This is a genomic window from Terrabacter sp. BE26, from assembly GCF_041941675.1.
Classification (GTDB): Bacteria; Actinomycetota; Actinomycetes; order Actinomycetales; family Dermatophilaceae; genus Terrabacter.
Genome location: NZ_CP090122.1, coordinates 791,830 through 812,157, shown reverse-complemented (window position 1 = coordinate 812,157; position 20,328 = coordinate 791,830). Strand labels below are relative to the sequence as shown.

Genomic DNA, 20,328 nt, shown 5'->3' with positions numbered 1-20,328 from the left:
CGGGTCGGGCCGGGTCGGTCAGTCGTTCGTATGGAGCGCGTCGTTGAGGGTGATACCCGTCCCCTTGCGGTCGCGGGCCTCGACGGCACCGGTGACGCTGTTGCGCAGGAACAGGATGTTGCTCGAGCCCGAGAGCTCCCTGGCCTTGACCACGGAGCCGTCGGGGAGCGTCACCTTGGTCCCCGCCGTCACGTAGAGCCCGGCCTCGACGACGCAGTCGTCGCCGAGCGCGATGCCGATGCCGCCGTTGGCTCCGACGAGACAACGTTCGCCGATGCGGACGCGTTCCGTGCCGCCGCCCGAGAGGGTGCCCATGATCGAGGCGCCGGCGCCGATGTCGGACCCGTCCCCGACGACGACCCCCTGCACGATGCGTCCCTCGACCATGGAGGTGCCGAGCGTGCCGGCGTTGAAGTTGCAGAAGCCCTCGTGCATCACGGTGGTGCCGGGGGAGAGGTGCGCGCCCAGGCGGACGCGGTCGGCGTCGGCGATGCGGACGCCCTGCGGCACCACGAAGTCGGTCATCCTCGGGAACTTGTCGACCCCGTGGACCGAGACGTGCTGGCCGGCGTTGCGCAGGCGCATCCGCGTCTGCTCGAAGCCCTCGACCGGGCAGGCGCCCAGGTTCGTCCACACGATGTTGGGCAGGACGCCGAAGATGCCGTCCAGGTTGATGGTGTTCGGCTGCACGAGGCGGTGCGAGAGCAGGTGCAGTCGCAGGTAGGCGTCAGGCGCGTCGACGGGGGCGGCGTCGAGGTCGACCTCGACCAGGCGCATCTCGGTGCCCACCCGGCGCACGGTGTCGTGGCCGGCGAGCGAGGCGAGTCCCGTGGGGGCGGCCGCGTCAGCCGGCGGCGTTCCGAGCGCGGGCCGCGGGAACCACGTGTCGAGCACCTGCCCGTCGTCGCTGATCGTCGTCAGTCCGTGTCCCCATGCGCTGCGCTCCGACATGGCGGCAAGGATATGTGGCATCGGTGACCGCCGTGAAACGTGACCTCGGCGCGGACGGTGCCACGCACCCGTGCCCCGGCCTGCGGCTAGCCTTCCCGTATGCCGTCCAGCCAGCAGTCCGCCCAGCCGTCCGCCCCCGCAGGTCGCGCCCCCGCACCTGCCAGCGTCGACGGGGCGAACCCTGCGACCGGCGCGGCCCTCGACCTCTCGCAGGACGTCACCACGCTGACGGCGGCCATCTGCGACATCGAGTCGGTCAGCCACGACGAGGCCCGGCTCGCCGATGCGATCGAGGCGGCGCTGCGACCGCTCGAGCACCTGGAGGTCACGCGCGACGGCAACACCGTCGTGGCGCGCACCTCGCTCGGGCGCGCCGAGAGGATCGTGCTGGCCGGCCACATCGACACCGTGCCGCTCACGACGGTGCCCAACCTGCCCACCCGGAACGTCAACGGTGAGCTGTGGGGGCGTGGCACCGTCGACATGAAGGGTGGGGTCGCGGTCATGCTCCGCGTCGCTGCCGAGCTGACGGAGCCGACCCGCGACCTCACCTTCCTCTTCTACGAGTGCGAGGAGATCGAGGCGACCTACAACGGGCTGGCCCGCATCGCCGAGACCGCCCCGCAGCTGCTGGAGGGCGACTTCGCCGTGCTGCTCGAGCCGACCAACGGCGGGATCGAGGGTGGCTGCAAGGGCACCTTGCGCGTCGAGATCGTCACCCAGGGCATCGCGGCGCATTCCGCCCGGCCCTGGAAGGGGCACAACGCGATCCACGACGCGGCCGCCGTGCTGTCGCGCCTGACGGCCTACGAGGCGGAGACTGTCACCATCGACGGGCTCGACTACCACGAGGCGCTCCAAGCGGTCGGCATCGCCGGCGGCATCGCCGGCAACGTGGTGCCCGACTCGTGCACCGTCACGGTCAACTACCGCTACGCGCCCGACAAGAACACCGAGGAGGCGTTCGCCCACGTGCGCCAGGTCTTCGACGGGTTCGACGTCTCGCTCACCGATGCGGCCGACGGCGCGAGACCCGGCCTGCAGCTGCCGGCGGCCCGGGCCTTCATCGACGCGCTCGGGGTCCCGGTCAACCCGAAGGAGGGCTGGACCGACGTCGCCCGCTTCTCGGCGCTCGGCATCCCGGCCGTCAACTTCGGGCCGGGCGACCCGAACCTGGCGCACATGGACGACGAGCGCTGCCCGGTCGAGCAGTACGCCAGCGCCGAGGCCGCCCTGATGCGCTGGCTCGCCTGACCACAGCGCATAGGGTGGCGCTGTGACGACCGACCCCCAGCCCGCACCCGTCACCCCGGCAGCTTCTCGAGGGCGCCGCCGCCAGACCGGCCCGGTGACCCTGCGTGGTCAGAAGGTGCCGTTGACGACGACCGACCAGCGCCTGCTCGAGCGGCGCCAGCCCACCGACTGGCTGCACACCGACCCATGGCGCGTCATGCGGATCCAGTCCGAGTTCGTCGAGGGCTTCGGGACGCTGGCGGAGCTCGGCCCCGCGGCCGCGGTGTTCGGCTCGGCGCGCACCCTGCCCGGCGACCCGGCATACGTCACCGGGGAGGAGGTGGGACGGCTGCTCGCGGAAGCTGGCTACGCCGTGATCACCGGAGGCGGCCCCGGCGCCATGGAGGCGGCCAACAAGGGAGCGTTCCAGGCGGGTGGCACCTCGGTGGGGCTCGGGATCGAGCTGCCGTTCGAGACCGGGCTCAACGAGTACGTCGACCTCGGCATCAACTTCCGCTACTTCTTCGCCCGCAAGGTGATGTTCCTCAAGTACTCCCGGGGCTTCATCGTGCTGCCGGGGGGCTTCGGCACCCTCGACGAGCTCTTCGAGGCCGTGACGCTGGCCCAGACCCAGAAGGTCACCCAGTTCCCCGTCGTGCTGATGGGGGTCGCCTACTGGCAGGGTCTCATCGACTGGCTCCGTGCCACCGTGCTCGAGGGCGGGATGATCAACCCTTCCGACCTCGACCGGCTCATCCTCACGGACGACCCGCACGAGGCCGTCCAGGCGATTCGCACCTACGAGGAGAACCACCAGTGAAGTGGTTCATCCTCCTCGTGGGGATCGTCGTGCTCTGCTTCCTGGTGGCGCTGGTCCTGGGGCTGGCCGGCGGCGGGATGGGTCGTCCCACCTCCAGCCTCAGCCACGAGCCGCTGCCCGACGACCCGATCCGGGACACCGACTTCGACGACCTCGTCTTCGACGTCGGTCTGCGCGGCTACCGGATGAGCCAGGTCGACGGAGTCGTCGACCGGCTGCGGCGCGAGCTCCGCGAGAAGGACGAGGAGATCGCCGTCCTGCGCGGTGAGCAGTCGCACCTCGACGAAGACCATGAGTGAGCTGCCGTCCCTTCGGCCCCGCCGTGTGTTCGTCGCCTGGGTCCTGGCGGTCTACGCGCTGACCCGCGTCGTCTCCACGACCATCCTGCTCGTCGTCATGCAGCACCAGGTGCCGAGCGGCATGACCGGCGGCGACGCCGTGCCTGTCAGCTACTTCCCGTTCACGGCGCTCTGGGACGGGCAGTGGTACCAGATCATCGCCGAGCAGGGCTATCCCACGACGCTGCCCCGGAGCGAGAGCGGATCCGTCCAGCAGAACGCCTGGGCGTTCTACCCCCTCTTCCCGATGCTCGCCCGCGTCGGCATGGCGCTGACGGGCCTGCACTTCCCGGCGGTCGGCTCCACGATCGCCCTGCTCTGTGGCGCCGGGGCCGCGGTGCTGATGGGCCTGCTGCTGCGCGAGCGCATCGGTGAACCCGCGGCCTACCTCGTCGTGGCGCTCTGGGCCGGCTTTCCCGCCTCCGTCACCCTGCAGCTGGCCTACACCGAGTCGCTCGCGATGCTCCTGCTCGTCGGTTACCTCTACGCCCTCGCCAGGGAGCGCTGGCCGGTCGCAAGCGTCGTGGCTCTGCTCCTGGGGCTCTCGCGGCCCATCGCCGTCCCGCTCGCGGTCGTCACCCTCGTCGTCGTCGTGGTGCGCTGGCGCCGGCGCCGGGCTCGTCCCATCTCCAGGGGGACGTACGCCGCCATGGCCGCCGCGCTCGTCGCGTGCGGTGTGGCGGGGCTGCTGTGGCCTGCGATCGCCTGGTGGCGCACCGGGGTGCGGTCGGCCTACACCGACACCATGGCGACCTGGCGCTCATCCGGCACGGTGGAGCTGTTCAAGCCGTGGGTGGGCATGTCGACCTACGTCTTCGGCGACACGTGGGGGCCGGTGATGCTCCTCGTCATGCCGCTGCTCCTCGTCGCGGTCGTGGCCGGCCCGTGGGCGCACAACCTGCGGGCCGACCTGCGCACCTGGACGCTGGCCTACCCGGCCTACCTGGCCGCAGTGCTCGACCCGTTCACCAGCATCTTCCGCTACCTCCTGCCGCTGTTCCCCGTCCTGGTCGTGATGCTCGGGGCGGGGTGGAAGGACCGACGCGGCAACGGCTGGAGGCGGCTGCTGTGGCGGTTCGTGCCGCTCGCGGTGCTCTGTGTGGTGGGTCAGTACTACTGGACCGACATCCTGTGGCGGTTCATCCCGCCGAGCGACTACCCGCCGTGACCCCTGTGCGTTGAGTCGTGGAGTGACCCAACCGCGGCGGCGACGGCGGGAGGAGCGGCCCCGACCGCACTGGGTAACCGGGTGACCCAACGCACCGGGCCAGGCGGGTCCGGTTGGGACGCGCGTGCCCGGGCCTCGTGGCGCGGTGTCGGGTCAGGAGCCGGTGTAGGTGGGCTTCTCCTTGGCCAGGAACGCGTCCACGGCGGCCCGGTGGTCGCTGCTGCGACCGGTCAGCTCCATCAGCGTCGCCTCGTGGGCCAGGGCGTCGGCGAGGTCGGTGCCGGCGGAGTGCGCCACGGCCCGACGGATCGAGCCGTAGGCGAGGGTCGGCCCCTCGGCGAGGGTGCGCGCCAGCTCGGTCACGGTGGCATCCAGCTCGTCGGCCGCCACGACCCTGGTCACGAGCCCCATCGCCAGGGCCTCCTGCGCGGACACGGTGCGCGGCATCATGAGCAGCTCCTTCGCGCGGGCCGGGCCGACCAGCCGGGGGAGGGTCCACGACGCGCCCGAGTCGCACGACAGGGCGATGCCCGCGAAGGAGGTGTTGAGCCCCGCCTGCTCGGACGCGATCCGGAAGTCGCAGGCCAGCGCGAAGCTCATCCCCGCGCCCGCCGCGACCCCGTTGAGGGCCGCGACGACGGGCTTGTTCATCGTCGAGAGCGCCAGGACGATCGGGTTGTAGTGGTCCGTGACCGTCGTGGCCAGCGTCGAGGTGGGGTCACCGAGGCTGCGCACGTGCTCCTTGAGGTCCTGGCCGACACAGAAGGCCCGACCGGTGCCGGTCAGCACGACGCAGCGCACCGCAGGGTCGTCGCCGACCTCGCGCAGGGCCGCGACGAGGGCGTCCTTGAGGGCGTTGTCGAGGCTGTTCATCGCCTCGGGCCGGTTGAGCCGCAGCCAGGCGATGCCATCGGCCACCTCGACGAGGAGCGGTGCGGGAGCGGGCGAGTCGGGGGTCTGCGTCATGGGCGCCACTCTCTCCCAACCAGCCCCGATCCGGAAGCGTGGCGGCCCTGCGACGCGCCCACCGTGCGCTCCGTCACACGCCCAATTAGGTCTCGCAAACCAGACACGGAATAATGGAGCCAAAGACCCAGGATTCCTAGGGAAGGGGAACCATGGCAGCAATGAAGCCGAGGACCGGCGATGGCCCGCTCGAGGTCGTCAAGGAGGGCCGCGGCATCGTGCTGCGCATGCCTCTCGAGGGCGGCGGCCGGCTCGTCGTCGAGATGACTCCGGACGAGGCTGCGGCCCTTCGTGACGCGATCCAGGGATGCGACGGCGTCAGCTGACTCTGCTGCCTGACCCAGGCCCGACGACCCCCGCCCTCACGGTCGGGGGTCGTCTCGCGTTCCGGGGCCGGGACGGGTGGGACGTATGCCGTCCGGCCGGCCGGACGGCATACGTGCTCTCAGCGCTTGACGGCCGTGAGCAGGCCGTCGCCCACCGGCAGCAGCGAGACGATGAACCGGCCCTGGTCGCGGATCGTGCGGCCGACCTCGCGCAGCGTTCGCGTCTCGGCGTCTCGGCTGGCGGGGTCGGACTCCTTGTCGGTCCACGTCATGACGAGGGTGCCGCCCGAGCGCAGCAGGCGCGTGGCCTGGGCGAGGTACTCGGGGTACTCCTGCTTGTCGGCATCGACGACGACGAGGTCGTAGGCGCCGTCCGTCATGCGGGGGAGCACCTCGAGGGCCCTTCCGGCGATGACGCGCGTACGCTGGTGGGCGAAGCCCGCCGCGGCGAACACCTGCCGAGCCGCACGCTGGTGCTCGGTCTCGAGGTCGATCGTCGTGAGGATGCCGTCGGCCGGCATGCCGCCGAGGAGCCACAGGCCGGAGGCGCCGGCGCCGGTGCCGACCTCCATGACCGCCTTGGCGCCGGTGGCGGCTGCGAGCATCTGCAGGACGGCTCCGACCCCGTTGCCGACGGGCTCCGCGCCCAGCTCCTCACCGCGCAGTCCAGCCTCCTCGACGTGCTCGCTCGGAGCGACGAACTCCTCTGCGTGCGACCAGGCGGCGACCTTCTGCGTGCTCATGACCGCAACCCTACTGTGGCGATGCGAACCGTTTCGGCATGCGCGCGCCCGGAGCGGGTAAGGATCGCGTCATGAGCGACCAGGACCTGCCGACCCCGGACCACCAGCGCCCCGACGGGGTCGACGACGCCACCATCGAGGCCCTGGGTAAGCTCTCGGAGGCGCTGGAGGTCGTCGAGGACGCCCGCGGCCACCTCTACGGCTTCCACCGGTTGACCGGCACCGCCGACCTCGCCCTCGGCGAGGCCGTCGACCTGCTGCGCAAGGCCGGCCACGAGGAGATCGCCGACCGGCTCCAGACGGAGCTCGTCGGGCGCAACGTCATCGAGGGCCGGTGGACCTTCCAGATCGTCGAGGACTACGACGACTCCTACTACTCCGCCTTCAAGCGGCTGGAGGCGGACGCGCGGAACGACCTGGCCGAAGGCCGCCGCCACCTCTTCGAGGCCGAGATGAAGGAGGCCCGTCGCACTCACGGGCGCCGCCACCACGAGGCCACCCCGAGAGACGGGAGCCCGCAGATGCGGTGACCCACAGCGGTGACCCACAGCGGTGACCCACAGCCTGCGCACAGGTTGTCGCCACGACCCGGACAGGCCCGTCCGGCACCCTCATGGGAACGAATCGAACCGTGGCGGCGTTCTAGTCGTTGATCCCTCGCCCGAAAGGCAAGCCCCGAAGTGAGCACCAGCGTGACGTCCACCTCTCCCACCTCGGTGGAGCAGGCCGACGCGGCATGGACCCCTCCGACCTGGGAGGAGATCGTCGAGCAGCACTCGGCGCGGGTCTACCGCCTCGCCTACCGCCTCACGGGCAACCCGCACGACGCCGAGGACCTCACCCACGACGTCTTCGTGCGCGTCTTCCGCTCGCTGAACTCCTACCAGCCCGGGACGTTCGAGGGCTGGCTGCACCGCATCACCACCAACGTCTTCCTCGACAAGATGCGGCGCAAGCAGCGCATCCGCTTCGACGCCCTCCCCGAGGACGCGGCGGGCCGGCTCCCCAGCCAGGAGAAGGGTCCCGAGCAGAGCTACCACGACGCCCGCTTCGACGACGACGTCCAACGCGCCCTCGACGCGCTGGCCCCGGAGTTCCGGGCCGCCGTGGTCCTGTGCGACATCGAGGGCCTCAGCTACGAGGAGATCAGCGCCACCCTGGGCGTCAAGCTCGGCACGGTCCGCTCGCGCATCCACCGTGGCCGCGCCCAGCTGCGCGAGGCCCTGGCCCACCGCGCGCCCGAGGTGGCCGCCGCCACCCGACCCGCCAAGCCCGAGTCCCGTCCCGCCCGCGCCGGCCTGCGCCTGCCCGGCCGCCGGGTGGTGGCGAGCCAGCGATGAGACCCGAGGTGATGTCGTGACGCCGCATCTGAAGGGACACGTCCGCGCCTACGTCGACCGGGCACTGCCCCCGGCGATGCTGCATCTCTTCGACAAGCACCTCGTGGTCTGCACGGTGTGCCGCGCCGCCGCCGACCAGGAGCGCCGCATCGTCGCCGCGCTGCGCGCCGACACCGGCGTCCCGACGAGCCTGCGCACGTCCCTGATCAGCCTCGCGTCGGCGGCCGCGGCCTCCGCCTCGGCCGGGGCGGAGGCGAACCCTCCGCGTGTCCCGGTCCCTCCCGTCGGCTTCCGTATGCCGCCTGCCCCGGCTCACGAGCCCGTGCCGACCGTGCCCCCGACCGCTCCGGCGCTGCACCGTTCGCCGATGCGCGCGGCGGTCGTCGCCTCCATCGCCGCCGGCGCCTCGGTCGCCGCAGCCTGGGGGCTGGCGGTCTCGCCGGTCCCGGGGGGCGGGGCTTCGTCCGTGCGCGGACCGGTGGCCAACCTGAGTGCCGGCCCCGCGAGTGCCGTGAACCTCGGCGGCGCGGTCCTGCCGGGCACCCGGGTCGCGCGGGTCTCCCGTGACCCCGGCCGAGCTGGCGGGCTCGACTCCAGGAGCCCGTTCTGGGTCGTGTCGACGCGGTCGGCGGCGCCGGTGGGCACCTCTGCCGCGGCGGTCGGCTCCGGTGTGGTGTCCGGGCTGGTGACCTCCGTTCGGATCACGACCTCCCGTTCGGCACAATCACGACCATGAGCGACGAGTCGAGGGCGCCGGAGCCCGGGCCTGCGGAAGCCCCCGACCCCGCATCCGCACCCGAGACCGCATCAGCACCCGAGCCGTCCCGTTATGCCCCTGGCGGACCCGGTGCGACCGGTGACCCCGAGCCGACCGGCATCATCGACCTGCACGACACCCGCGCCATCCCCTCGCCGGCGTCCTCGTCCGTCGTGCCACCGGCTTCGTCGCCAGCAGGGACGGCTGAGGGCACGTCGACCGGCCAGGAGGGCCAGCACCACTCCGACGACGCGTGGTTCGACGTCTTCGGCGGCGACCGCGCGTCGCGCGCAGCGGGTGTCCCTCCGAGGGCCGACGAGCCCTGGAACGACGACCGACCTGACGGCATCCCTGCCGGCCCCTCGCCGTATGCGCCGCCCGTTGCGGGCACCCGACCCGACCCCGGTGCGGACGGAGGCGGCGCCGAGGGGGCCGCTGCCGGCGTACTCCTCGCCGACCCTGCTCCACCCACGCGGCGGCGCGGGCGAGGCCGGCTGGTGGCGGCGGTGGCAGGTCTCTGCCTGCTCTCCGGAGTCGTGGGAGGCGTGGCGGGGCAGCTTGCCCAGGACCGCATCAACCTCGCCGGCTCGACGCTGCCCGACCCCGGCCCGGGAGCCACCCAACGGCCGGCCGGGTCGGTGGCCAACATCGCCGCAGTGGCCCTGCCCAGCGTCGTCACCATCAAGGTCGATGCCGGCAGTGAGGGCTCCGCCACCGGGTCGGGCTTCGTGGTCGACGCCAAGGGCCACATCCTCACCAACAACCACGTCGTGCAGGCGAGCGTCAACGGCGACATCGAGGTCGTGCTGAGCAACGGCGACACGGAGAAGGCGACGGTGGTCGGGCGCGACGCCAGCTACGACCTCGCCGTGCTGAGGATCAAGCGAACCGACCTGAAGCCCCTGCAGCTCGGGCGGTCGGACAAGGTGGTCGTCGGTGACCAGGTCATCGCCGTGGGTGCTCCGCTCGGGCTCGACCAGACCGTCACCACGGGCATCGTCAGCGCGTTGAACCGCCCGGTGACGCCGGGCGAGGGCACCGAGGCCTCCTACATCAACGCCATCCAGACCGACGCGGCCATCAACCCCGGAAACTCCGGCGGACCCCTGCTCGACATGACGGGCAAGGTCATCGGCGTCAACAGCGCCATCGCCCGCGTGCCCGGCACGAGCGGCTCGACCGGCGGGAGCATCGGGCTCGGCTTCGCCATCCCGAGCGACCAGGCCCGGCGCACAGCCGACCAGCTCATCGCGACCGGGAAGGCCACCCACCCGGTCATCGGGGTCCAGCTGAGCCGGACCTTCACGGGCGAGGGGGCGGAGGTCGCCGACACGGCCGGCGCCGTGACGGCCGAAGGCCCTGCGGCTAAGGCCGGCGTCAGGCCGGGCGACGTCATCGTGGGCTTCGAGGGCAAGCGCATCCGCACCCCCGACCAGCTCGTCGTCTCCATCCGCGCCCGCGGTGTGGGCGACACCGTCACGCTCAAGGTCAGGCGCGGCCAGGCCGAGCTCGAGCTCCGGATGACGCTGGAAGCCGATCCGGGCAGCTAGGGCTCGGGTGGCAGCCGTAGGATTGGCGCCGCCGGTACGCGTGGAAGCGAGGGACTGTGTTCGACATCAACGGGTGGGAGCTGCTCCTGCTCGGTGTGCTCGCCATCGTCATCCTGGGACCCGAGCGCCTGCCCGACTACGCCGCGAAGTTCGGGCGGTTCGTGCGTCAGGCGCGTGCCATGGCCGACCGTGCCAAGCAGCAGCTCAAGGACGAGATGGGGCCGGAGTTCTCGGACGTCGACTGGAAGGCCTACGACCCGCGCCAGTACGACCCCCGCAAGATCGTGCGCGACGCGCTGTCGTCGCCGCCCGACGAGGACTACGCGCCGTCCCCGGCCGTCGACAAGCCGGTGAGCACGCCGCGCGGGCACGACCCGTCCGTCCCGACACCGTGGGACTCCGAGGCCACCTGACCGTCGCAGCAAGAACAATCTGACCCAGAGGCATCTGTGTCGGAGGGGCGGGTTATCGTCGGCTCCTGATGCCAGACAAAGCCGACTCCCAGCCGCCCGCGACCGCCCGATCGCTGTGGCGGCTTCGCGGCTACCTGCGCCCCCACCGAGGCGCGCTCGTGGTCATGTTCGCGGCCTCGATCGCCGGCGTGGGGCTCTCGATCGCCATCCCTCTCGTGACGCGCGCCATCATCGACGGCCCCATCACCCGGCACGAGCTCGCACCGGTCCTGCCGCTCGGGCTGCTCGCGCTCGCGCTCGGGGTGCTGGAGGCCGTCCTCATCTTCGTGCGTCGATGGGTGCAGTCCAATGCCGTGCTCGGCCTCGAGACCGAGCTGCGCCGCGACCTCTACGCGCGGCTGCAGAGCCTGCCGATGAGCTTCCACACCCGGTGGCAGTCCGGCCAGCTGCTGTCGCGGGCGACGACCGACCTCTCGGCGATCCGGCGCTTCAGCGGGTTCGGCCTGCTCTTCCTCGTCGTCAACGTGCTGCAGCTGGTGACCGTCACCGTCGTCCTGCTGACGATGTACTGGCCGCTCGGACTGGTCGTCGCGGCTGTCGCCGTGCCGATCACCTGGCTGTCGATGCGGTTCGAGAAGGCCTACGTCGTCATCTCGCGGCGCGTCCAGGACCAGCAGGGCGATCTCGCCACCCAGGCCGAGGAGGGCGCCGTGGGCGTTCGCGTCATCAGGTCCTTCGGGCGCAGCGACCACGTCGCCCGGCGCTACGACCAGGCCGCGCTCGAGCTGCGGGCGACCAGCATCGACAAGGTCCGGCTGTCGGCGAAGTTCTGGACCTTCCTCGAGGTCATCCCCAACCTCGCCGTCGTGGTGGTGCTCCTGCTCGGGGCCATCGGGGTCGGCCGCGGCGACCTCACGCCCGGCGAGCTCGTCGCCTTCATCACCCTCATGCTCTCGCTCGTGTGGCCGGTGTCGTCGCTCGGGGTCATCCTCGCCATGGCCCAGGAGGCCATGACCGCCGCTGCGCGCGTCCTCGAGATCTTCGACACCGAGCCCGACATCGTCTCTGGTCCCGGACCGGCCGAGGTGTCGGCCCCGCGCGGCCACCTGCGCTTCGAGCACGTCGACTTCGCCTTCCCGGACGCGCCGGACCAGATGGTCCTGCGCGACGTGAACCTCGACCTGGCCCCGGGCGAGACGGTCGCCCTCGTCGGTGCGACCGGCACGGGCAAGACCGCCCTGACTGCTCTCGTACCGCGGCTCTTCGACGTGACCGGTGGCCGCATCACCATCGACGGCGTCGACGTGCGTGACCTGCAGCTGACCGAGCTGCGCAGCCTCGTGGCCACCGCCTTCGAGGAGCCCACCCTCTTCTCGATGAGCGCGCGCGAGAACGTCACGCTCGGACGCTCCGACGCCCCCGAGGACGAGGTGCTGGCGGCGCTCGAGGTGGCGCAGGCCGGGTTCGTCCACGACCTCCCGTGGGGTCTCGACACCCGCATCGGCGAGCAGGGCTTGTCGCTGTCGGGAGGTCAGCGCCAGCGGCTCGCCCTGGCCCGGGCGGTGCTCTCCAGACCGGCCGTGCTCGTTCTCGACGACACGCTGTCAGCGCTCGACGTGCACACCGAGAAGCTCGTCGAGCAGGCCCTGGCCAACGTCCTGTCCGAGACCACCGGCCTGATCGTGGCCCACCGCGCCTCGACGGTCATGCTCGCCGACAAGGTCGCCCTGCTGCAGGACGGCACCATCACCCACGTCGGCACGCACCGGCGGCTGCTCGACACGGTGCCCGCCTACCGCGACCTGCTCGCTGCCGACGGCGCCGACACCGCCCCCACCGAGGAGGCGCCGGACCGGGCAGGGTCGCACGAGGTGCTGCACGACGCCCACGGCCCGTCCGACCCGGCGAGCAGGGAGGTCTCCGCATGAGCTCGCAGACGCAGGACTGGCGGGGTGTGGCTGCCGACGACATCGAGGGGGACCTGACCGCCGAGGCATCCGCAGGGCTGGCCACCCGATCACGCCGGCTGCTCGGGGAGGTGCTGCGGCCGTGGCGGCGCGCGCTGTGGTGGCTCATGGTCGTGGTGGTCGTCGAGAACGCCGCCCGGCTGTCGATCCCGTACCTCGTCAAGGAGGGCATCGACGTCGGCATCCCGCCCATCCGTGAGTCCGGCGACCTCGGGCCCCTGCTGCTCGTCGTCGGACTAGTGCTGTTCGCGACCGTGACCCAGGCCGTGTCCCGCAACCTCTTCCTCGTCCGGTCGGGCGAGATCGGCCAGGACATCCTGCTGCTGATCCGGCGCCGCGTCTTCCGGCACTTCCAGCGGCTGAGCCCGGCCTTCCACGACCGCTACACCTCGGGCCGCGTCATCTCGCGCCAGACCTCCGACGTGGACGCGATCTACGAGATGCTCGAGACGGGCTTCGACGGGCTCGTCACGGCCGCCCTGACCCTGGTCGGCACGTCGGTGCTGCTGCTCGTCCTCGACCTCAAGCTGGGACTCGTGGCGCTGCTCTGCGGCCCCGCGCTGGCGCTGCTGACCAACTGGTTCCGCAAGGAGTCGGCGCGCACCTACCGGACCACCCGCGAGAAGGTGGCGCTCGTCATCGTCCACTTCGTGGAGTCGATGAACGGCATCCGTGCGGTCCAGGCGTTCCGCCGGGAGCCGCGCAACCAGGCGATCTTCGAGGACGTCAACGACCAGTACCGCCAGGCCAACCTCGTCGCGTTCCGGCTCGTCGCGTGGTTCATGCCGGGCATCCGGCTCATCGGCAACGTGACGATCGCCGTCGTGCTGCTCTACGGCGGCTACCTCGCCTACCAGGGCGACGTCACCGTCGGCGTCCTCGCGGCCTTCCTGCTCTACCTGCGCCAGTTCTTCGAGCCGATGCAGGAGATCTCGCAGTTCTACAACACGTTCCAGTCCGCCTCCGCCGCCCTCGAGAAGCTGTCGGGCGTGCTCGATGAGGTGCCCGACGTCCCCGAGCCGGAGCACCCCGTCGCCCTCGACGACCCGCGCGGAGAGGTGCGCTTCGACCACGTGCGGTTCGAGTACGTCGCCGGCTCGTCGGTGCTGCCCGACCTCGACCTGACGATCCCCGCCGGGCAGACCATCGCGCTCGTGGGCACCACCGGCGCGGGCAAGACCACCCTGGCCAAGCTCGCGACCCGCTTCTACGACCCGACCGGCGGGCGAGTCCTCCTCGACGGCGTCGACCTGCGGCGCCTCGCCGAGGACGACCTGCACCGGGCCGTCGTCATGGTGACGCAGGAGAACTACCTGTTCAGCGGCTCGGTCGCCGACAACATCCGGTTCGGTCGGCCGGACGCCTCCGACCAGCAGGTCGAGGCGGCCGCCCGTGAGCTCGGCGCGCACGGCTTCATCTCGGCCCTTCCCGAGGGCTACGCGACCCAGGTCTCCAACCGCGGTGGCCTGCTCAGCGCGGGCCAGCGCCAGCTCGTCGCGTTCGCTCGCGCGTTCCTCGCCGACCCGGCTGTCCTCATCCTCGACGAGGCGACCTCCTCGCTCGACATCCCGTCCGAGCGGCTGGTGCAGCGGGCCCTGCAGACGATCCTCGCGGGGCGCACGGCGATCGTCATCGCCCACCGCCTCTCGACCGTCGAGATCGCCGACCGGGTGCTCGTCATGGAGCACGGTCGGATCGTCGAGGACGGCGCCCCCGGTCAGCTCATCGCCACGGGGTCAGGCCGGTTCTCCGACCTGCACCGCGCCTGGGTGGACTCCCTGGCCTGACCCGGACGTCGACAAGGCCACAGACCGGGCAGGATGCCCCCGGTGTGTGGCCTCTCGACGTGCGGGAAGCCGGCTCAGCGGCCGGCGGGCGTCAGACCGAGGGAGCGGCCCGCGAGACCGCGGGCGCGGGTGCCCAGACGGCGGGCGATGCCGCGCAGGGCGACGCCCGCAGCGGAGTCGGGCGCGCCGAGCACGACCGGGGTGCCGGAGTCGCCGCCCTCGCGCAGGCGGGTGTCGAGCGGGATCTGACCGAGCAGCTCGACGGGCGCGCCGATGCTCCGGGTCAGCGAGTCGGCGACGGCCTGGCCACCGCCCGAGCCGAAGATCTCCTGGCGCGTGCCGTCGGGCAGCTCGAGCCAGCTCATGTTCTCGATGACGCCGACGACCCGCTGGTGCGTCTGCAGGGCGATCGAGCCGGCGCGCTCGGCCACCTCGGCCGCGGCCTGCTGCGGTGTCGTGACGACGAGGATCTCAGCGGTCGGGATGAGCTGGGCCACGGAGATGGCGATGTCACCGGTGCCGGGCGGCAGGTCGAGCAGCAGCACGTCGAGGTCTCCCCAGAAGACGTCGCCGAGGAACTGCTGCAGCGCGCGGTGCAGCATGGGGCCACGCCACACGACCGGCTGGTTGCCGGGGACGAACATGCCGATCGAGATGACCTTCACGTCATGGCTCACGGGCGGGAGGATCATGTCGTCGACCTGCGTCGGGCGCTGCTCGACGCCCAGCATGCGCGGCACCGAGAAGCCGTAGACGTCGGCGTCGACGACGCCTACGCGCAGCCCCTGCTCGGCCATGGCCGCGGCGAGGTTGACGGTCACCGAGGACTTGCCGACGCCACCCTTGCCGGACGCGACGGCATACACCCGCGTGAGGCTGTTGGGCCTTGCGAAGGGGATCTCCTTCTCGGGGGCGCCGCCGCGCAGCTGCGTGCGCAGCGCGGCACGCTGCTCGTCGCTCATGACGTCCAGCTCGACCTCGACGGAGGTGACGCCGTCGAGCGCGAGCAGGGCGTTGCTCGTGTCGCGGGTCAGCGTCTCCTTCATCGGGCAGCCGGAGACGGTGAGGAAGATGGCGAGGTCGACCTTGCCGGCGTCGTCGACCTCGACCGACTTGACCATGCCGAGCTCGGTGATCGGCTTGCGGATCTCCGGGTCGTTGACCTTCGAGAGTGCCGTGAGCAGGGCGTCACGGCTCGGTAGTGCGACGGCAGACATGTGTTCCATCGTATGCCGCGGCGCACGGCTCCCCGACGCCGGCCGGCGTGCGCTCGCTCACCCCGAGCGGCGACGCGGGACCGTCAGCCCGGGTCGCCGGCCGGCTCGTCGGCGCCGCGGATGAGGGCGCGGTCCTCGAGCTCCTCGAGCAGGCTGCGCAGCTCGGACCGGACGAAGTCTCGGGTGGCCTGCTCGCGCAGCGCCAGTCGCAGAGAGGCGACCTCGCGAGTCAGGAACTCGGTGTCGGCGAGGTTGCGCTCGTCGCGGGCGCGGTCCTGCTCGAGGGCGACGCGGTCGCGGTCGGCCTGACGGTTCTGGGCGAGGAGGATGAGGGGGGCGGCATACGACGCCTGCAGGCTCAGCATCAGCGTGAGGAAGATGAACGGGTACTCGTCGAAGCGCAGGCTGCCAGGCGCCAGGACGTTCCAGCCGACCCAGACGAGCACGAAGACCGTCATGCCGATGAGGAACTGCGCCGTGCCCATGAAGCGCGCGAACTTCTCGGACAGGACGCCGAACGCCTCCTGGGAGAATGTCATCGGCGGCAGGAAGCTCGCTCTCTGCTCCTGCGGCTGGTCGAGCCGGTCGCTGCGCTGGTGGCGTGCCCCGGCCCTGCGCTCGCCGCGCTCGGCACGCTCGCTCACGGCTTCACCCGCAGCTCGTGCCGCTCCTCGCGCCAGTCCTCCGGCAGGATGTGGTCGAGCACGTCGTCGACCGTGACCGCGCCGATGAGCCGTCCGTCGTCGTCGACGACGGGCAGGGAGACGAGGTTGTAGGTCGCGAGGGTCCGCGTGACGGTCTCGAGGGAGGCCGTGGCCGGCAGCGGCTCGATCTCCTTGTCGATGATCGAGCCCACGGCGCCGTGCGGCGGCTCCCGCAGCAGGCGCTGGATGTGGACGAGCCCGAGGTAGCGGCCCGTCGGTGCCTCGAGCGGCGGACGGCACACGTAGACCATGGAGGCTAGCGCCGGTGCGAGCTCCTCGCGGCGGACCGTCGCCAGCGCCTCGGCGATGGTCGCCTCGGGTCCGAGGATCACGGGCTCGGTCGTCATCATGCCGCCGGCGGTGTTCTCGTCGTAGGCGAGCAGGCGCCGGAGGGGGGCGGCCTCGTCGGGCTCCATGAGCTGGAGCAGCTGCTCGGCCTGGTCCGGCGGCAGGTCGGCGAGCAGGTCTGCGGCGTCGTCGGGCTCCATGGCCTCGAGGACGTCGGCCGCGCGCTCGTTGGCCAGGCCCGCGAGGATCTCGACCTGGTCGTCCTCGGGCAGCTCCTCCAGGAGGTCGGCGAGGCGCTCGTCGTCGAGGGCGGCGGCCACCTCGGCGCGGCGCTTGGGGTTGAGGTCGTGGATGACCTCGGCCAGGTCGGCGACCTTGAGGTCGTCGTAGGTCTCGAGGAGGCGCTCGGCGCTCTGGGCGCCGGGCTGCTCGTGCAGTCCCACCACGTCGCGGATGTCGACGAGCATCGTCTTGCCGGAGCGGCGGCGGGTCAGGCGCGACATGGCCTTCGACGCCGAGGAGACGCCCTCGGTCATCTGCCGCACGAAGACCCGGGTGCCGATCCAGTCCCTCCGGGGCCCCTGCTCGATGGCGAGGTCCTCGACGAGGGCTGTCGCGAACCCGGCCTCGATCGCCTCCGGCGTGGTGACCCGCACGATGCGGTCGAACAGCTCCGCGGCGACGAGGACCTCGTTGGTGCGCTGCTCGAACCGGCGCATGTTGACCAGGCCCGTGGTGATGACGGCGCCGGCGTCGATGGAGGTGACCCGGGTCATCGGCACGAAGACGCGGCGGCGGCCCGGCACCTCGACGACGAGGCCGATGACGCGAGGCTCGGGCCGGTTCGCCGAGAACATCACGACGACGTCCCTCACCCGCCCGACCTGGTCACCGAGCGGGTCGAAGACGCTCAGTCCGGTCAGGCGGGCGACGAAGACTCGCGTGCTCGCACTCATGGGCCAAGGCTATGGGGTCAGAGTCCACGCAGACGTCCGCCACGGCGCTGGCGCTTCTTGCGCAGCTTCGCGCGCTCCTTGGCAGCCTTGCGAGCGGCCTTCGCCTCGGCGCGCACCCGCTTGCGCGCGACCCGCTCCTCGCCGCGCCCGCCGAGGTGCCAGGGCCGCCACGAGGTGGTGGTGGCGGCGGTGCGGGCCGGCGCCCGGCGGTGGTCGTCGGCGGCATACGCACCCGGGGACTCCAGGGGGCTGTCGAAGGGCACGAGGGCGGTGATCGTGCACTGCGCGGCCCAGCGGGTGACGCAGTCATCGACGGCGTTGAGCCGGGAGGCCCGCAGCAGCTCCGCGGCGCGCTCCCACTGAGGAGAACCTGGTTCGAGGACGTAGCTGTGCGCGCGGACCGTCAGCAGCCGCCCGCCGGTGTCCTTGCTGCGCAGGATGAGGCGCACCTCGGCCGGCAGCCACGGCAGGGGCTGCTCACCGGGGCCGCTGACGACGAGCGCGGCGCCCTCGTCCCAGACGTGCCAGGCCGGCCACGTGCGGTCGTCGGCGACGTCGATCCAGAGCAGGCCCGACTTCGTCATCGCCTCGGCCAGCAGGGCGCTCGCCTTCGACTGCTGCGGGTCGGTCGCCTCGGTCACAAAGCCACCATAGTGATACCGCCCTCATCCACGGCAGGCGTGACTGTCGTCATAACGCAGCCCGTCGGGCCGTTGCTACGTTGGCGCGCATGCGCAGCGCCAAGGACTTCTTCCGCCCGCTCGCGGTGGGGGCGCCGACGCCCCTGACGCAGGTGCCGGCCCGCCCGTCCCGGGTGATCCACTTCTTCGACCCGAGCAATCCCAAGATGGCCGCCAAGGTGCCGGGCATGGTCGGGACCGTCGACGTCCTCCTCGGCAACCTCGAGGACGCCGTCAAGGCCGACCGCAAGGAGGCGGCGCGGGCCGGGCTCGTCGAGATCGCGAAGGCCACCGACTTCGGCGAGAACACCCAGCTCTGGACGCGCGTCAACGCCCTCGACAGCCCGTGGGCGCTCGACGACCTGACGACCCTCGTCACCGAGATCGGCGACAAGCTCGACGTCGTGATGGTGCCCAAGGTGCAGGGCGCCGAGGACATCCACTACGTCGACCGCCTGCTCGCCCAGCTCGAGGCCAAGGCTGGCCTGACCCGCCCGATCCTGGTCCACGCGATCCTCGAGACGGCTCGCGGGATGGTCAACGTCGAGGAGATCTGCGGCGCCTCGCCGCGCATGCAGGGCCTGTCCCTGGGTCCTGCCGACCTCGCAGCCGACCGCCGCATGAAGACGACCCGCGTCGGGGGCGGCCACCCCGGCTACCTCGTGCGCACCGACCCCGTCGACGGCGACATCCGCGGGCAGCGCGCCACGGCCCAGCAGGACCTCTGGCACTACACGATCGCCCGCATGGTCGACGCCTGCGCGATGCACGGGATCTACCCCTACTACGGCCCGTTCGGCGACATCGAGGACGTCGTCGCCTGCGAGGACCAGTTCCGCAACGCCTTCCTCCTCGGCTGCGTCGGCACGTGGTCGCTGCACCCGGTGCAGATCGAGATCGCCAAGCGCGTCTTCAGCCCGTCGGCCGAGGACGTTGCGCACGCGCGCCGCGTCGTCGCCGCCATGGGAGACGGCACCGGCGCGGTGATGCTCGACGGCAAGATGGAGGACGACGCGAGCCTCAAGCAGTGCCTCGTCATCGTCGAGCTCGCCGAGCGCCTCTCGAAGACCGACCCCGCGCTCGCGGACCTGTATGCCGCCGCGCCCGCCACGAAGGAGGGCTGACCCGATGACGGAGCAGACGGCATACCGCCCGCGCCGCTCGGTGCTCTACATGCCGAGCTCCAACGAGCGGGCGCTCGAGAAGGCGAAGACGCTGCCCGTCGACGCGCTGATCCTCGACCTCGAGGACGCGGTCGCGCCGGAGGCGAAGGAGGCAGCCCGCGAGAAGGCCTGTGCAGCAGTGCGGTCCGGCGAGTACGGCCGGCGCGAGCTGACGATCCGGGTCAACGGGCTCGGGTCGCAGTGGCACGACGCCGACCTCGCCGCGGCGGCTGCCGCCGGCCCCGACGCCATCGTCGTGCCGAAGGTCGGCTCGGCCGACGAGGTGCGGGCGCTCGTGGAGGCCATGGATGCTGCGGGGGCGCCGGAGCGCACCCGCCTCTGGGCCATGGTCGAGACGCCGGTGGCGGTGCTCCACGCCGAGGAGATCGCGCGCGCCTCGGACCGGCTGGCCTGCCTCGTGCTCGGCACGAACGACCTCTACAAGGAGCTCGGGGCCACCTTCGCGCCGGGGCGGGCAGCGATCCAGACGTCCCTGCAGCTCGCCGTCCTCGCCGCACGCGCGGCCGGCGTCTCCGTGGTCGACGGCGTCTACAACGACGTCAAGGACGCCGGGGGCTTCCTCGCGGAGGCACGCCAGGGGCGCGAGCTCGGCTTCGACGGCAAGACCCTCATCCATCCCGGCCAGGTCGAGCCGTGCAACGAGGTCTTCGCGCCGAGCGCCGCGCAGGTGGAGCAGGCGCGCGCCGTCATCGAGGCCTTCGAGGCCGCACAGGCGCAGGGCCGCGGCGTCGCCACCCTCGACGGCCGGCTCATCGAGAACCTCCACGTCGACTCCGCCCGGAAGGTGCTGGCCACGGCCGAGGCCATCGCCGCTCTGCGCTGACGGGCTCACCACCTCGCCGAGAAGACGAGTGTGCCGGCGGCATCACGCAGGTCGTGGCCGAAGCTCGTCCGCGCGGTGACGGCAACCTACGGCGGGACCCCGGCAGCGCCGGCGCAG

At 71.8% G+C, this 20,328-nt stretch carries 21 protein-coding genes; 14 read left to right on the top strand and 7 right to left on the bottom strand.

The features are described from left to right. Positions 1-18: 18 nt before the first annotated feature. The gene (dapD, locus tag LQK93_RS03785; protein ID WP_374970238.1) at positions 19-951 is read right to left on the bottom strand and encodes a 2,3,4,5-tetrahydropyridine-2,6-dicarboxylate N-succinyltransferase; all 933 of its coding nucleotides are present in this window, start codon (positions 949-951) and stop codon (positions 19-21) included. A gap of 99 nt (positions 952-1,050) precedes the next feature. Between dapD and dapE the strand changes: the two genes are divergently transcribed. From dapE to LQK93_RS03765, 4 genes are read left to right on the top strand one after another with little or no spacing between them, the layout of a single operon-like run. Then, positions 1,051-2,205 carry a succinyl-diaminopimelate desuccinylase gene (dapE, locus tag LQK93_RS03780; protein WP_374970237.1) on the top strand — a complete coding sequence of 385 codons (1,155 nt, stop codon included), beginning with the start codon at positions 1,051-1,053 and terminating at the stop codon, positions 2,203-2,205. Positions 2,206-2,227: 22 nt separating this feature from the next. Continuing rightward, on the top strand, positions 2,228-3,004 hold the full coding sequence (locus LQK93_RS03775; protein ID WP_374970236.1) for a TIGR00730 family Rossman fold protein: 777 nt from the start codon (positions 2,228-2,230) through the stop codon (positions 3,002-3,004). Beyond that, the gene (locus LQK93_RS03770) at positions 3,001-3,303 is read left to right on the top strand and encodes a hypothetical protein (protein ID WP_374970235.1); all 303 of its coding nucleotides are present in this window, start codon (positions 3,001-3,003) and stop codon (positions 3,301-3,303) included. The genes LQK93_RS03775 and LQK93_RS03770 overlap by 4 nt, the downstream gene beginning before the upstream one ends. Beyond that, the gene (locus LQK93_RS03765) at positions 3,296-4,510 is read left to right on the top strand and encodes a hypothetical protein (protein ID WP_374970234.1); all 1,215 of its coding nucleotides are present in this window, start codon (positions 3,296-3,298) and stop codon (positions 4,508-4,510) included. Before LQK93_RS03770 ends, LQK93_RS03765 begins: the two co-directional genes overlap by 8 nt. A gap of 153 nt (positions 4,511-4,663) precedes the next feature. Here LQK93_RS03765 and LQK93_RS03760 read toward each other — a convergent pair whose 3' ends face one another. Next, complete coding sequence (locus tag LQK93_RS03760; RefSeq protein ID WP_374970233.1) at positions 4,664-5,476, bottom strand: enoyl-CoA hydratase/isomerase family protein; 813 nt, start codon at positions 5,474-5,476, stop codon at positions 4,664-4,666. Between the two features lie 152 nt (positions 5,477-5,628). Between LQK93_RS03760 and LQK93_RS03755 the strand changes: the two genes are divergently transcribed. Then, on the top strand, positions 5,629-5,802 hold the full coding sequence (locus tag LQK93_RS03755) for a DUF3117 domain-containing protein (RefSeq protein WP_076262632.1): 174 nt from the start codon (positions 5,629-5,631) through the stop codon (positions 5,800-5,802). A gap of 119 nt (positions 5,803-5,921) precedes the next feature. On the opposite strand, the gene LQK93_RS03750 is transcribed toward LQK93_RS03755, so the two are convergent. Then, entirely contained in the window at positions 5,922-6,545 is a 624-nt protein-coding gene (locus LQK93_RS03750) for an O-methyltransferase (RefSeq protein ID WP_374970232.1), read from the bottom strand. 71 nt (positions 6,546-6,616) lie between these two features. Between LQK93_RS03750 and LQK93_RS03745 the strand changes: the two genes are divergently transcribed. From LQK93_RS03745 to LQK93_RS03715, 7 genes are all read left to right on the top strand, one after another. After that, complete coding sequence (locus LQK93_RS03745) at positions 6,617-7,075, top strand: hypothetical protein (RefSeq protein ID WP_374970231.1); 459 nt, start codon at positions 6,617-6,619, stop codon at positions 7,073-7,075. A gap of 162 nt (positions 7,076-7,237) precedes the next feature. Next, complete coding sequence (gene sigE, locus LQK93_RS03740; RefSeq protein ID WP_374970230.1) at positions 7,238-7,885, top strand: RNA polymerase sigma factor SigE; 648 nt, start codon at positions 7,238-7,240, stop codon at positions 7,883-7,885. Between the two features lie 16 nt (positions 7,886-7,901). Next, a complete protein-coding gene (locus LQK93_RS03735) occupies positions 7,902-8,621 on the top strand; it encodes a hypothetical protein (RefSeq protein ID WP_374970229.1) in 720 nt (239 codons plus the stop codon). Then, a complete protein-coding gene (locus tag LQK93_RS03730; protein ID WP_374970228.1) occupies positions 8,618-10,192 on the top strand; it encodes a trypsin-like peptidase domain-containing protein in 1,575 nt (524 codons plus the stop codon). The genes LQK93_RS03735 and LQK93_RS03730 overlap by 4 nt, the downstream gene beginning before the upstream one ends. A 56-nt stretch (positions 10,193-10,248) precedes the next feature. After that, positions 10,249-10,605 carry a Sec-independent protein translocase protein TatB gene (gene tatB / locus LQK93_RS03725; protein ID WP_343991900.1) on the top strand — a complete coding sequence of 119 codons (357 nt, stop codon included), beginning with the start codon at positions 10,249-10,251 and terminating at the stop codon, positions 10,603-10,605. A 68-nt stretch (positions 10,606-10,673) separates the two neighbouring features. Beyond that, positions 10,674-12,533: an ABC transporter ATP-binding protein gene (locus tag LQK93_RS03720; protein ID WP_374970227.1), complete on the top strand. Its 1,860-nt coding sequence runs from the start codon at positions 10,674-10,676 to the stop codon at positions 12,531-12,533. Beyond that, a complete protein-coding gene (locus tag LQK93_RS03715) occupies positions 12,530-14,359 on the top strand; it encodes an ABC transporter ATP-binding protein (protein WP_374970226.1) in 1,830 nt (609 codons plus the stop codon). Before LQK93_RS03720 ends, LQK93_RS03715 begins: the two co-directional genes overlap by 4 nt. Before the next feature lie 74 nt (positions 14,360-14,433). On the opposite strand, the gene LQK93_RS03710 is transcribed toward LQK93_RS03715, so the two are convergent. The 4 genes from LQK93_RS03710 to LQK93_RS03695 form a co-directional block, all read right to left on the bottom strand. After that, positions 14,434-15,576: an Mrp/NBP35 family ATP-binding protein gene (locus tag LQK93_RS03710; protein ID WP_374970225.1), complete on the bottom strand. Its 1,143-nt coding sequence runs from the start codon at positions 15,574-15,576 to the stop codon at positions 14,434-14,436. 83 nt (positions 15,577-15,659) lie between these two features. Continuing rightward, complete coding sequence (locus tag LQK93_RS03705) at positions 15,660-16,220, bottom strand: DUF1003 domain-containing protein (protein ID WP_374970224.1); 561 nt, start codon at positions 16,218-16,220, stop codon at positions 15,660-15,662. Beyond that, positions 16,217-17,524, bottom strand: a complete 1,308-nt coding sequence (locus tag LQK93_RS03700; RefSeq protein WP_374970223.1) for a magnesium transporter MgtE N-terminal domain-containing protein — start codon at positions 17,522-17,524, stop codon at positions 16,217-16,219. The genes LQK93_RS03705 and LQK93_RS03700 overlap by 4 nt, the downstream gene beginning before the upstream one ends. A 17-nt stretch (positions 17,525-17,541) precedes the next feature. Next, the gene (locus LQK93_RS03695; RefSeq protein WP_374970222.1) at positions 17,542-18,165 is read right to left on the bottom strand and encodes a hypothetical protein; all 624 of its coding nucleotides are present in this window, start codon (positions 18,163-18,165) and stop codon (positions 17,542-17,544) included. A gap of 89 nt (positions 18,166-18,254) precedes the next feature. On the opposite strand from LQK93_RS03695, the gene LQK93_RS03690 reads away from it, so the two are divergent. Both LQK93_RS03690 and LQK93_RS03685 read left to right on the top strand, forming a co-directional pair. Next, the gene (locus LQK93_RS03690; RefSeq protein WP_374970221.1) at positions 18,255-19,328 is read left to right on the top strand and encodes an HpcH/HpaI aldolase/citrate lyase family protein; all 1,074 of its coding nucleotides are present in this window, start codon (positions 18,255-18,257) and stop codon (positions 19,326-19,328) included. Positions 19,329-19,332: 4 nt separating this feature from the next. Next, on the top strand, positions 19,333-20,211 hold the full coding sequence (locus LQK93_RS03685; protein WP_374970220.1) for an HpcH/HpaI aldolase/citrate lyase family protein: 879 nt from the start codon (positions 19,333-19,335) through the stop codon (positions 20,209-20,211). Positions 20,212-20,328: the final 117 nt, after the last annotated feature.